The following is a 15,642-nucleotide window of genomic DNA, read 5'->3' as shown; positions in this document are numbered from 1 at the left end:
CTGATAATGAAAAATGCGATTTTTGGTTTTTGAAAATCGACAAAAGAATAGTTGTGTTTTAAAGCAAAACAAGTAATATAGAAAAAGTAAGCAAACAATTATTACAGTCATTTATTATATTTATTGCTGGCGCTATAAAAAAATATTAAGGGGGAAAAGTTGATGTTATCACGGAATAATCATCAGGAACAATTTAAGAAGTATGAACCTAAAAAACAACGGTTCACCATTAAGAAGTTATCTGTTGGTGTAGCCTCAGTTCTTTTGGGTATTTCTTTTGCAAATGGTGTATCAGCTGATACAACTGATGCTAGCGCAGACACAAATGCTAATAATGGTGATGGTTCAGAACAAACTGACCACAATTTAGTTCTAAATTCTGCTAATAATCAAACGTTAAAAGAAGCAACTGCTGCTAATCAAGCGAGTGGTGCAACTGCAACTTCACAAAATCCGGCTGGAGATGTACAAACCCCAGCTGCAAATGAATATGAAGCTGCCGTTAGTGCTGCAGTAGCTAGTCAAACAGCACAGAATAATACTGTTGAAAGTGCAGCTGTAAGTTCAACTAGTGCTGCTGTTGCAAATTCAGCAAACAGTGTCGCAACTTCAGCGGCCTCAGTAGCGCAACCAACTAGCACAAGTGCTGTCAGTCAACAATCTGCTGCATCACAAACTGCTGTTGAAACAAGTGCAGCTCCAGAAAGTACTGTTGCTGATACGCAAGACGCATCAACAGCTACGCAAACATTTAGCCCACGTAGTTTTGCGCTAAATGATACCGATATGGCCCGCTTGTTAGGAACGTCATTGGTGGCAACGAATAGTGCTACTCCTGTAGATATAGATTCCTACACTCCAAACTTCAATCTCACTGAAAACCCAGCATATCAACAATATTTTGCTGCTATTCCAACTGATCAATATGCCTTCCAAGCTTATGAAGTAGTAGGCACTGGTCAAAAGATTGTCGTTACAACTGATCGCAACAACATTGGTAACAATATTCGGTTCTACAATGTTCGAAATGGTAGTGCCCAACTTGTTTATCAAATGACCAGAGATACTCAGACTAATGCAAATGGTAGTGTGGTAAGAAATAGACCAACTTTGCAAGGGACCTTTACTACTGCCGGCGTGGCAAGCAACTCAACATATAAGGGTGGAACTTATAATTGGTCTCTTAACCAAACAAACTCGGTAAACTTTGCCGGAATTGGTAAGTTGAAGATTGGTCGAATTGATATTACAGCCGGTAATAGTAATTCTCCAGTAGATAATGGTACCGGTGCCTTTGTGACCGATGACGCTCATCGAATCACTGTTACTTGGGACCAAGGTCGGCCAATCACTGATAGTGTTATTCCAGGTAGTACTTGGAACAGTGCCGGTTCCAACATCCCAGATAAAGTTACGCAAAATATTTGGTATGTTGATGCTGAAACTGGTAATGTTCTTAGCCATAAGATCAGTGATGAAGCTTACAATGGCTCAAGTTATGATTCCACTGGTAATGAATTAAAAACGATTACTAAAGATGGCAAGACTTACCGATTAGTTGATAGAAATGCAGATGGCCTTTATGATTCAAGCAACTTTGCTGATATTTCAAATAAGCAATTAACTGATAATGACGGTACACGAATTACTAATAATGGTGTTCCGATTACTGTTGGTGACTTGCTTTCAACACCTCTTAAGGGAATCTTAGGGGATGGCCGCATTGGTAATATCAGAGCTTCAATTACTAATTATCAAAACACCCGTGCTTTTATCAGATTACAAACTAAAACTGATGGTACCATTGACTTGAACACTTATACTTTTGATGCCGGTTCTAATAGAGGTAACTTGAATACCGGATTAAGTCAAGCTGATGTTGCACCAGGCCAAACAGTGATGGGTGCTGGTGATAGTGATACTGGTGGAGGTGCCTTCTACAACGGAACTCGCCCAGGTAATCGGGATATTATCTTCCTTTACAAGGCTGCTACTCCGGTTGTTAATACGCAAAACGCTAACATTACTTTTGTTAACGATGATACTGGCGCAAGCTTGAGCGCACAACAAAATGCTAGTGGAGATGCAGGTTCACAAATTACCTTTAACAATGCAAGTACTACTGTTGCTAACTTGCTTAGACAAGGTTACATTTATAACGGTACAACTGGTAATGGTGTAACTAATGGTGCAGCTAGTGGTAGTTTCACTAGTGTTGGCTTCCCAGTTTATGACAATGATGACAACACGAACCAAGCATTCGTTGTTCACTTTAAGAACCCAGCTCAAACTACTACTTACCACCAAGGTGTTGAAGAATCTAAGACTATCCAACGTACTATTAACTACTACGACAAGGTAACTGGTGCACGGATTCCTTCAAGCTTAATTGCCCAAAACCCAATTACTGATTCCGTAACTTTCACGCGGACGCAAGTATTGGATCAAAATGGTAAGGTTGTCGGTTACGGTACTGTTGGCAGCGATGGTAAATCATTTAGAACTCAAGATTGGCACACTGCTGAAGGCTTGACTACTGATGAATTTGCTGCTAAGAAGTCTGCGGACCTTTCAGCATTCAACTACACTGCTCCTGAATTCCAAGATGGAACTAGTGCAAATGTTGTAGCAGCTCATGAAGTAACTCCAACTACTCAAGATCTTGTTTACAACGTTTACTACGGTCACCAAACGCAACAAGTTACAACTAACCAAGATGTAACCCGTCGTTTCCACTACATCTTTACTGATGGCACTACGCCAGAAAGCCACTTGACTCCTCAAGCAGACCAAAAAGTAACCTTTACTGGAACTGCTACTAAGGACTTGGTAACTGGCAAGACTGGTGATACTGTTTGGACTCCATCAACTGGTACTTTAGCGCAAGTTGCTGGTCAACAAGTAGCTGGCTACCACATTACTGGTAACGTAAATGCTAACGCTGATGGTAGTGCGAATGCCGTTACGGTAAATCCAACTTCTGGTGATATTGATGTAACGATTGTTTATACTCCAGATGCTAAGACTCCTGATACTCCACAAAAAGCTAAGGTTACTATTTACGATAAGACTGAAAACAATAAGCAATTATCTGCTTTTGAAAATAACAATGGTACAAAGGGTAGTGCAATCAGCTTTGACGGTGAACCACAAACCCTTCAAGCTTACTTAAATTCAGGCTACGTATTTGATAGTGCAACTGATGCCAATGGTAATTCAATTGGTACTGCCTCAAACATTACCTTTGGAAACTTTGATAGTGTTGATGGCAATGTTCAAAGCTTTAACATTTACTTAGTTCACGGAACTGATACTAAGACTGAAAGTGCAACAACTAATGCTCACGTTCACTATGTTGTTGCTGGTAATGAAGCTAATAAGCCAGCTGCCCCAGCTGATAGTCCAGTTCAAACAATCAATTGGACTCGTACTAACACTACTGACAAAGTTACTGGTGCAACTACTGAAGGAACTTGGACTCCAGACAAGAACGGCTTTACTAGTGTAACTTCGCCTACGCTTACGAACTACACTCCAGATCAAGCGGTTGCTAACTTTACTACTCCACAACCAAATCGTGATCAAGTAGTAACTGTTGTCTACAATCCAAACTCAGAAGTTGCGCAAAAGGCTGACTTAGTTATTTACGACAAGACTGATAACAACAAGCAACTTAACAGCTTCGATAATAGTGGTAAGACTGGTACCCAAATTTCATTTAGTGGTTCTGCAAATTACGTTGCGGACTTAATTGCTAAGGGTTACAAGATTGACAGTTTTGTAAATGATCAAAACCAAACTTCTAACCCAACTTCATATGATCAAATTAATTTCAGCAACTTTGATAACAACAGTGCTAGTGACCAACACTTTAAGTTGTACTTAGTTCACGATACTGAAAACGTAACGGACAAGAAGACTACTACCTCAACTGTTCATTATGTTGTTTCAGATGGTAAGACTAACCCACCATCCGATAACACGCAAACAATTACGTGGACTCGGCCAGGAACTAAGGATAAGGTCACAGGGGTAACTACGCCAACTGGTAACTGGACTACTCCAGATAACTACACCGATGTGCCTACACCAAACCTTGATGGATACACTCCAGACAAGACTAATGTTCCAGCACCGACTCCAGATCCAAATCAAAACCCAACAACTGTCGTTACTTATAATCCTAAGACTCCAGATGCACCAACTTACACTGGTACTACTGAGACTAAGACTGTAACGCGGACGATTAACTACTATGACCGGGTAACTGGTGAAAAGATTCCAGCTAACTTGATTGCTGGTAATCCAACAACTCAAAACGTGACATTATCACGGACGCACGTTGTATCATCAACTGGTCAAGACATGGGTTATGGAACTGTTAGTGCTGACGGTAAGACCTTTACTAAGGCTGCTACTGCTGATGGTTGGAACACTGGTGACTGGGCTCAAGTAACTTCACCAGATCTTTCAAATGCAGGTTACACTACTCCTGATTTAGCACAGGCTGATCAAGTAACTGTTGATGCAAATACTAAGGATACAGTGGTTAATGTTTACTACGGTCACCAAACTGAAGTGATTACGCCAAAGACTCCACATAACCCTGGTGGCAACATTAATCCTAATGATCCACGGAATAACCCAGCTGTTTACCCAGATGGTTTGACTAAGGAAGCTTTAACTACTGAAGTAACTCGTCATATTAACTATGTTGGTGTAAATGAAGATGGCACTACTACGCCAGTAAATGGGGCTCCAGACGGTAAGAGCACTTACACTCAAACTGTTTCCTTTGAACGTAATGCCGTAATCGATAAGGTAACTGGTCAAATCTTAGGCTACAGTACTGATGGCACTACTAATGTAACTACTACTGATAAGGATCGTGCTTGGACGCCAACAACCCAAAACATGGATTCTGTAGCTTCTAAGACACCTAGTGAAGTAGGTTATGACAAGGTTGATATTTCAACTGTTGGGGGCGTAACTGTTTACCCAGGTCAAAAGGTTAACGATGTCACTGTCACTTACACTAAGAACAAGACACCTGAAGTTACTCAAAAGGCAACCCTTGAAATCATTGATAACAATAACGCTAACTCACCTAAGCAATTAGCTTCATTTAGTAATGAAGGTAAGAGTGAAGATCAAATTAACTTCGCTAACTCAAATGAAATCCTTCAAAGCTACTTGAGTCAAGGTTACAAGGTTCAAAAGACTGCTGGTAACCTTAGTGGGGATGCTCAAAGTGGTTACACTTATCCAACTTACGGTAACACTGCTCAAGACTTCAAGATTTACTTGATTCACGATACTGAAGACAAGACTGAAACTGCTACAGCAACTGCTCAAGTTCACTATGTTGTTGCGGATAATGGGGTACAAGCTCCTAAAGATAGTGATCTTCAAACTGTTACTTACACTCGCACCAATACCATTGATAAGGTAACTGGTGCTACTGTAAAGGAAGGTACTTGGCAAGCGGACAAGAACGCATTTACTGATGTAACATCTCCAGACCTTTCTAAAGATGGTTACACGCCAAGTCTTGAAAATGTTCAGTTTAACGCTCCAGAACGTAATGTAAATCAACGCGTAACTGTTGTTTACAACCGTTCTGCTCAAGCTGCGGACTTACAAATCATTGATGATAATGATCCACAAAACCAACGAGTATTAGCTACTTACTCCGCTGGTGGCGAATCAGGTAAGCAAATTAGTTTTGATGGTTCAAATACGCAACTACAAAACTACTTGAACCATGGTTACACATTTGAAAAATCTGAAGGTCAAGGTATGAGTGGAGATGCTCAAAATGGCTTCACTTACCCAAGCTTTGATAACGATTCTCAATCTAACCAAAGCTTCAAGATTTACTTGAAACACGCAACTGGTAACAAGACTGAAACCGCCACTACGACTGCTCATGTTCACTACATCATGGCAGACGGTACCAAGGCTCCAGACGATAGTGCAACTCAAACTATTAACTGGACGCGGACTAACACTGTTGATCAAGTAACTGGTGCAATTGTAAATGATGGTACTTGGTCTGCTGATAAGAGTGCCTTTACTGATGTTGATTCACCAGCAGTAGCAGGTTACACTCCAGGGACTAAGACTGTAAAATTTGCTACTCCAGAACGCGGTGTTAACCAAGTAGTAAATGTTGTTTACACGAAGGATGCTCCAACTCCTGAACAACAAAATGCATTAGTTGTTTACCAAGACGTAAATGACCCAGCTCATCCTGTTGATTTAGGACAAAGTGATCAATTAACTGGTCAAGCGGGAGATGCAATTAACTACAGTACTGCCGACAAGATTGCTGAATATGAAAAACAAGGTTATGTATTAGTATCAAATGGCTTTGATGCAAATGGTACTAAGCCAAGCTTTGACAATGTGAAGGGCAATACTCAAACTTTCTACGTAACATTTAAGCATGGCATTCAACCAGTAACGCCAACAACCCCAGGTACACCAGACCAACCAATTAACCCTGATAATCCAGATGGCCCTAAGTACCCATCTGGCACTGATCAAACCAGCTTAACTAAGGATGTAACACGGACTGTTACTTACGAAGGTGCTGGTGATCAAACACCAAGTCCAGTAACTGATACGCTTCACTTCCAAGGGACAGGTTACTTAGACAAGGTAACTGGTAAGTGGACTGATGCTAATGGTAATGAATTAGCAGACCAAGCTAAGGGTATTACTTGGACGATTACTGATGGTACTAAGGATGAAGGTAGCTTTAACTTAGTTCCGACTAAGCACATCGATGGTTACACTTCCCAAGTTGTAACTGACGGTGCTAATGACGGCAACGGAAACGTTAAGAGTTACACTGGCATTACTCATGCGAGCGACAACATCAATGTTGTAGTTCAATACAACCCAATTGTAGCTGAACAAGGTAACTTAATCGTTAAGTTCCATGATGATACTGATAACAAGGACTTGACTGGTGTAGGTACTGATACTGGTACTCAAGATGTTGGTACTCAAGTAACTTACAACCCAAGTACTGATTTAACTAACCTTGAAAACAAGGGTTACGTTTATGTATCAACTGACGGCAATATTCCTTCATCAATTGTTAAGGGAACAACTACTGTAACTATCCACGTCAAGCATGGTACAGTTCCAGTAACTCCAGATAACCCAGGTACGCCAGATAAGCCAATTAATCCTAGCGACCCAGATGGTCCTAAGTACCCATCAGGAACGGACAAGGCTTCAATTGATAAGACTATTACACGGACTGTTCATTACGAAGGTGCAGATCAATACACACCAAATGATGTTCAACAACCTGTACACTTCACAGCGCGTGGTGAACTTGATAAGGTAACTGGTGAATGGACAAAACCATTGGATTGGTCAGCAGATCAAACGTTCAATGGCGTAACTACACCTAAGATTCCGGGTTACCATGTTGTAAGCGTTGATCGGGATACAACCGACAACCAAAATGTTGATAGTGCTAAGATTAGCCACACTGGTGCAGACTACACTGTAACAGTTAAGTATGCTAAGGATGCCGCACCAACTCCAGATACCACAACTGGTAAGGTAACTTACATTGACGACACTACAGGAAGCACTTTGAAGACTGATTCGCTTACCGGTAATGTTGATGCTAATATTGATTACACTACTCAAGATAAGATCAACAGTTACATCAACATGGGTTACAAGTTAGTATCTAACAACTTCACTGATGGTAAAGAAGTCTTTAATAAGGATGCTTCTAAGAACAACTTTGAAGTTCACTTGGTACACGATACTGTTCCAGTAACTCCAGAAAATCCAGGCACTCCAGATCAACCAATCAACCCTAACGACCCACGTCCACAAAATGAACAACCTAAGTATCCAAATGGTACTAGCGAAACTGACCTTACTAAGGACATTACGCGGACTGTTCATTATGAAGGTGCTGGTGAATACACACCAAATGATGTTCAACAACCAGTACACTTCACGGCAAAGGGTGTCCTTGACAAGGTAACTGGTCAATGGACTACTCCATTAACTTGGTCAGCAGATCAAACATTTAATGGAGTAACTACACCTAAGATTCCGGGCTACCACGTTGTAAGTGTTGATCGGGATGCAAATGGCAATGATGTAGCTTCAACTACGATTGCTCACACTGGTTCTGATTACACAGTTAATGTTGTTTACGCTAAGGATGATGTTCCAACTCCTAAGACGCAACAAAACGCTCAATTGATCATTCGCGATGTAACTCCTGGTCAAGAACAAGACTTAGGTAGTTACACTCAACCAGGTCTTGAAGGCGATGCAATTAGCTTTGGCAGTGCTCAAGAATTTGTTCAAAACTTATTGAACAAGGGTTACGTTTGGGATGGTGCATCATACAACGGTGCTAACTTAAACGCTACTAACTACGCTGGAATTAACTTTGGTAACTACGACAACACTGATGATAAGAATGGCATCAGTCAAAAGTGGGTAATCAACTTAGTTCATGGTGTAACTCCGGTAAACCCAGATCATCCAGATGACAAGGATGGTTACACTAAGGAATACCTTGATCGTACAATTACACGTGATGTAACTTATGTTGACGAACAAGGTAATGCAATGCCAGGATTAACTCCTGAACACCAAGAAGCTAAGTTCCAAGGTTCTGGTTACTTAGATAATGTAACTGGTAAGTGGGTAAATGTTGAAAATGGTAAGATTACTGGTCTTGCTGATGGATTGACTTGGACGCCAGATACAGACGCTACCTTTGATGCAATTGCTGCGAAGACTGCTGATGGTTACCACGTAATTTCTGTGAGCGGCAATGGTATTTCAGGATTTACTGTTGATGCCAATGGTGCGGTTACTGCACAAACTGTAAATCACAATACTGCAAGCTCAACGATTAAAGTTGTTTACGCTAAGACACCAGAAGTTCCAGTAGATGCTAATGGTTCAATTACTTACATTGATGACACAACTGGTAGCCAACTTGAAAAAGCAACGTTTGGTGGTAGTGTTGGTCAAAAGATTAATTACACTACGGCTGACCGAATTGCTAATTACGAAGGCCGCGGTTACAAGCTAGTATCCAATAACTTCAAGGATGGTAATGAATCATTTACGAATGGTGAAAACAAGTTTGAAGTTCACTTAACTCACGATACGACTACTAAGGACGTTACTAAGACCGTAACGCGTGATGTAACATACGTTTACGAAGATGGTAGTCAAGCAGATACGCCGGTTAACCAAAGCTTTACTTTCAATGGTCAGACAGTAACTGACCGCGTAACTGGTGCTGAAAAGACAAGTTGGGATACTGACGATCATAACTTCGATGCCACTAAGTCAATTGATACTACTAATTACCAAATTGTTGGTATCAGTAAGACAAATACTACTGCGAACGTTGATCGTGCTAATGGTGTGGTTGCAAGTGAAACAATTACGCCAACTAGTCAAAACAGCTCAATAGTAATTACATTGGCTAAGAAGGCAACTCCGCCAACACCTGTAAAGCAGGGGACGATTGAAGTTATCTACCATGACACAACAGATAACGTTGATATTCCAGGTTATGGTCAACCTCAAACAAAGGAAGACCAAGGAACAGCCTTTAACTACAATCCAAATGCTAAGGACTTGCCAGCTCTTGAAAGCAAGGGTTATGTCCTTGATGGTGAATTGCCAACGATTCCAACTGAATACACTGATGGCAATCAACGGGTAGTAATTAATGTTAAGCATGGTACGCGTCCTGTAACGCCAGAAAATCCTGCTAACCCAACTGATCCTGTTGATCCACAACATCCACAAACGCCAACACCAAGTAATCCAAACTTATCTAAGACTGATCTTGAAAAGACGATTACACGGACTGTTCAGTACCAATACGCTGACGGAACAAAGGCACATGCTGATGTTGTTCAAACCGTAAACTTTACTGGTGAAGGAACAATTGACTTAGTAACTGGTAACCTTGTCACGGTTGATAAAGATGGTAACATTCTTAACCAACGTGGTAAGATCACTTGGAACCATGACTCACAAGACTTTGCTAATGTAGCTGCAATTAACCATGACGGTTACTATGTATCAAACGTTAGCGAAAATGGAACTACTGCTAAGGTTGATGGTACGGCAGTTGCTGGTGAAACAGTAACGCCAACTAGTCAAAATAGTACGATTGTTATTACTTTGACTAAGAACCCAGAAGTTCCAGTAACCACTAATGGTTCAATTACTTACATCGATGACACTACTGGTCAAAAACTTGAAAATGCAACCTTTGGCGGTAATGTTGGTGACAAGATCAACTACACGACGGCTGATCGAATTGCTTACTACACAAACAAGGGTTATGACCTAGTATCAAACAACTTTAATGATGGTAACGAAACCTTCGCAAAGGATGGCAACGTCTTTGAAGTTCACCTTGTTCACGCAACTACGCCAATTACTCCTGAAAACCCAGGAAAGCCAGGGCAAGAAGTTCCAAATCCAAATGATCCAGAACATCCACACAAGATCCCGGCTAACTTTGTTCCACAAACATTGACTAACACTGTAACGCGTGATGTAACATACGTTTACGAAGATGGTAGTCAAGCAGAGGCACCGGTTCATCAAACATTTACCTTTACTGGTAACGGTGTGGTCGACCTTGTAACTGGTCAATTAGTAACAGTTGAAAATGGTAAGATTACTGGTGCGGGTCATATTACTTGGAACGCTGAAAACCATGACTTTGATGCAACTAAAGCTATTGATACAACTCAATACAACATTGTTAAAGTGAGTGAAAACAACACCACTGCTAATGTTAATATGAATAATGGGGTTGTAGCTGGTGAAACGATTACGCCAACTAGTCAAAATAGCTCAGTAGTAATTACATTAGCTAAGAAGCCAGTAACACCTACGCCAGTTCAAAAGGGTACCGTAATTGTTAACTATGTTGATAAGACAACGGGCAAGACCCTTGAAACGGCAACTTCAACTGGTAATGAAGGTTCAAATGTAAATTACAGCACGAAGGATACGATTGCTAAGTACACTAACCAAGGTTACAAACTTGAACATGATGGTTATCCAACAGGGACGGTAACTTACACGAATGGTACAGTTACTTACGAAGTTGACCTTGTTCACGATACTGTTCCGGTAAATCCAGATCAACCAGGTCCAAAGACACCTAATACACCAATTAATCCAGATAACCCAGATGGTCCTAAGTATCCAGATGGTACTCAGCCAGAACAATTAACTAAGACCATTACCCGGACGATTAATTACGTTGGTGACGGCCTCAATATTCCATCAGTTGAAAAGAGTCTTACTTTTGTAGCTAATGGAGTACTTGATAAGGTTACTGGTCAATGGGTAACTGTTGATAAGGACGGCAAGATCACTGGCAATGCTAATGGTATGACTTGGACAGTTAAGGATGGCAACGCTGATGAAGGTTCCTTTGATGAAGTAGCAGGACCTCAAACTGAGGGTTACCACATTACTAACATCTCTGCTTCAAACGAAGACTTGAGTGACATTAACAGTAGTACAGGTACAGTTGCTGGTAAGACAATCAACCATACTAATGGCAACATTGTAATTACCATTAACTACGCTAAGAACCCAGTAACACCAACTCCTACACCAGCTGATCAAACAGTTGTTGGTAAGCAAATTGTTCACTATGTTGATGGTGATAACAATAATGCTAAGTTATTAGATGACAATACTAATGACACGTTTGTATTTACTAAGTCTGGTGAAACGGGTACTTGGAATGCTGATAGTCATAAGTACGCTAATGCCAATGCCCCAGTAATTGATGGCTACGTTGCTGAACAAAAGACTTATGAAGGTCAAACGGCAACTCCAGGGGATGCTAATAAGGAAATTACCATTGTTTACCACAAGATTGGTAAGATCATTCCAGTTGACCCATCAGGAAACCCAATTCCAGATGCTCCAACACCTAGTTACCACAATGACCCAACTGATCCTACGAAGGTAACGCCAAATGAACCTACGCCAACTGTTCCTGGCTGGACAACTAATGTACCAAACGTAACGCCTGATACACCAACTGGCGACACGAAGGTACCTTACACCAAGCCAACACCAACGCAAGACAAGGGTTCAATCACAATTACTGTTCATGACATAACTGATAATACTGATTTACCAGAATACGGTAAGACGAGTGGTAGTCAAAACGTCGGTACTGAATTCAGCTATGACAAGACTGGTACGTTTACTTCCCTTACTAATAAGGGTTACAAGATTGTTAACCCAGATGTAACAATCCCAACTGGTATTACGAAGGGCGATCAAAACATTGTAATTTACGTTGAACACACAACGACACCAATTACACCTGAAAACCCAGGTAAGCCAGGTCAACCAATTAACCCTAATGATCCAACTGGTCCACAATACCCAGATGGTTCTGACCAAGTAACGAAGAACGTAACACGGACAATCACTTACGTTGACAATAACGGTAATAAACTTCATGACTCAGTTGAACAAACTGCACACTTTACTGGTACTGGAGTTATCGATAACGTTACTGGTAAATGGGTAACACCAATTACTTGGAATGGAAATGGCGACTTAAGCGGTCAAAATACCCCGGTAATTGATGGCTACCATGTAACAAGTGTTAGTCGTGATGGCGATGGTAACAATGTTGCTAAGGTTACAGTTAACCATGGCGACAGTGATTACACAGTTGTTGTTACCTACACGCCAAACGGTAAGATTGTGCCAGTTGATCCATCAGGAAACCCAATTCCAGATGCCCCAACTCCACAATACCCAACTGATCCAAGCGATCCAGCCAAGGTTACACCAGATGAACCAGTTCCAAGTATTCCTGGATTCACTCCAGAAGTACCAACTGTAACACCAACTAATCCTGGAGAGGATACACCGGTAGTTTACACACCTGATACTCCGGTTACCCCAGTTACAGTTCAAGGTAAGGTAACATATGTTGACGATACAACCGGTCAAACAATCTCTACTGATAACTTTAGTGGTAAGGTTGGCGATAAGATCACTTACACTACCGCAGATAAGATTAGTGAGCTTGAAGGTCAAGGTTATGAATTAGTATCTAATAACTTTAAAGATGGTAATGAAACCTTTACGAATGGTGAAAACAGTTTCGTTGTTCATTTGAAACATACTGAAACAATTGTTACTCCAGAAAATCCACATGATAGCGGAGAAGAGAGTTACACCACTCAAAAGACAACAACCTTTACTGTTCATTACGTTGGTGCCGGAGATAAGACTCCTGCTGATCGTGTTGAGACAATTCAATGGCATCGTGAAGTTACAGTAGATAGTGTCACTGGAAAGGTAATTAGCACGACGCCATGGACAACTGATGGTAGTTACACGGGTGCAAATACACCAGTTATTGATGGTTTCCATGCAGATAAGGCAGTTGTTAATGCTCCACAAGCGGATCCGGACAAGGATGTTGTCGAAACTGTTACTTATGCACCAAATGGTCACATTATCCCTGTTGATAAGAATGGCACACCAATTCCAGGTGCTGACCAACCGGTTTACCCAACAGACCCAACAGATCCAACTAAGGTCGTACCAAACGAACCAGTACCAACTATTCCGGGATACACTCCAGAACGTGAGACTGTAACGCCAGTTGATCCTGGTACTGATACACCAGTTGTATACGATCGTGGAAACACACCTGTTACTCCAGAAACGCCAACTACCCCAACAACTCCTGGAGATAATACGCCAAGCAATGAAACCCCAGTAACTCCAGAAACTCCGGTTGATAATGGCGGTCAAGAAGGCAATGATGAAGTAACACCAACACCACAAACACCAGAAAGCCCAGCTAATAATGGTTCTGTAAAGCCTGCAGCTCCACAACCAACTGTTGCTAAGCAAATTAATGCTCAGCAACCAGCTACAACTACTAAGGCGGAAGCTAAGAAGTTGCCACAAACTGGTAATGAGGATGCTAATAGTGCTGAAATCCTAGGACTTGCTGCGCTTGGTTTAACTGGTCTTGTTGGATTAGGAAAGAAACGTCGCAAAGAAGACTAAAAATTATGTTCAGACAGTAATAATGCAACAAGTTGAGTTAATTGCTATGACTTAACAATTATGTGAGGCGCAAGCAACTTGCTGCATTAATAAAAGAGGATATCTGTCAACTGGTATGGTTGACTAAAAATACTTCCTACGAAAATGTAGGGGGTATTTTTTTACGAAAAAATACAATCGATTCTTAAAAAGAAAAATTTTTGATTGGCAAAACCATAACAAGTTCGTTTTAGAGTTTTGATTTTGCGATTGATGCCTTCTAAAGGACCATTAGAGTATTCAAACTTAGCACTATTTAAGACATATTTTCTGTTTTGACGAAGGGTTTGGATAGCGGTATCCATTTCTGTATTGGTTTTTTGGTAGTCTAAGATGGTTGACTCTAGTAATTCACTATTGCGCTCGTTGAGGGCTTTCGTGATATCTTGGTAAGTTTGGTATACTTCAGCGAACTTAGAAAATTTACTAGTAATGAGATCCACAGCATTTTGGCGAGTCATATATTGCTTAACGCCGCGAAGAAAAACTACTTCTTCAGGGTGAAGATCTTCAGCTTTTTTATGGAATAGCTTCCAATGTGACTTCATAATTTTATATTCTCGGCTCTGTTTATCGAGTTGTTTTAGGATAGAAATACGACAATTGTCCAAAGCGCGACCAGCTAATTGCACAAGATGGAAGCGATCAATAATAATGTTGGCATTAGGGAAAAGGCGATAGATAAAGCTTTGATATTGAGCATTTAAATCAATTACAACTGATTGAACGTATTCGCGTTCGGCTTTTGAATAACGACTTTCAAAATAATCAATAATTGTAGGTGATAGACGATCCTGTAACTTTGTGACAATTTGGTGGGTTTCAGCATCACAACAGATAAAGGACATCACAGACTTAGTTGAACGAAACTCGTCAAAACATAAATGCTTAGGCAACTTAGCCACACGATAGTGTGGTTCCATGCGCTCTAAAATTGTTCGACGAACACTACTAGGAGAGCAGTGACACATTTCAGCAATTAGCTGACCGGATAGTCCTTTACGAGCCAAAAGCATGATTTGATTTTTGAGATCACTGGATAGGGTTTGATTTTCTTTGGTTAAATTAGTAATAGCACCAAACGTAGTATGACATGATTTACATTTATAGCGTTGTTTACGAAGCTCTAATTCATATCTTCTCCCGTTTAAACTAGCCAGTCGTACATGAGTTTTGCGAAAGCCATCCTTATTAACAGTGGGAAAGCCACAGTTGCGACAACGATTAATCGGATAAGAAAGAGTAGCTGTTATTAGCGTTATATACTCTTTAACAGAATCATTGTTGTGTTCAGCTTCTTCAACAGAAATAATTTTAATATTTTTATCTTTAATTCCAAGAATATTTAGGATAGAATCATTATGGGACATTTGTTTAACCTTCTTTCATGATTTTTGTGGTGAATTGATTGTATAACGAGGGGACAGCAAATGCCTCTTTTTTATACAAAAAAATCTGGCATGGAATCTCCATCCATACCAGAAAGTGTATACCCAT

2 protein-coding genes are annotated in these 15,642 nt (G+C 40.7%); one reads left to right on the top strand and one right to left on the bottom strand.

Going from position 1 to position 15,642, the window contains the following annotated elements; translation table 11 throughout:
* The first annotated feature begins 162 nt into the window (after nt 1-162).
* Nucleotides 163-14,106, top strand: coding sequence for a mucin-binding protein (locus LMB56_RS03040; RefSeq protein ID WP_229283442.1), 13,944 nt, complete (start codon nt 163-165; stop codon nt 14,104-14,106).
* Between the two features lie 161 nt (nt 14,107-14,267).
* Here LMB56_RS03040 and LMB56_RS03035 read toward each other — a convergent pair whose 3' ends face one another.
* The gene (locus LMB56_RS03035) at nt 14,268-15,515 is read right to left on the bottom strand and encodes an ISL3 family transposase (RefSeq protein ID WP_229283443.1); all 1,248 of its coding nucleotides are present in this window, start codon (nt 15,513-15,515) and stop codon (nt 14,268-14,270) included.
* Nucleotides 15,516-15,642: the final 127 nt, after the last annotated feature.

This window comes from Limosilactobacillus reuteri, from assembly GCF_020785355.1.
Taxonomy (GTDB): domain Bacteria; phylum Bacillota; class Bacilli; order Lactobacillales; family Lactobacillaceae; genus Limosilactobacillus; species Limosilactobacillus reuteri_I.
This window is presented reverse-complemented; position numbering and strand designations above follow the sequence as displayed.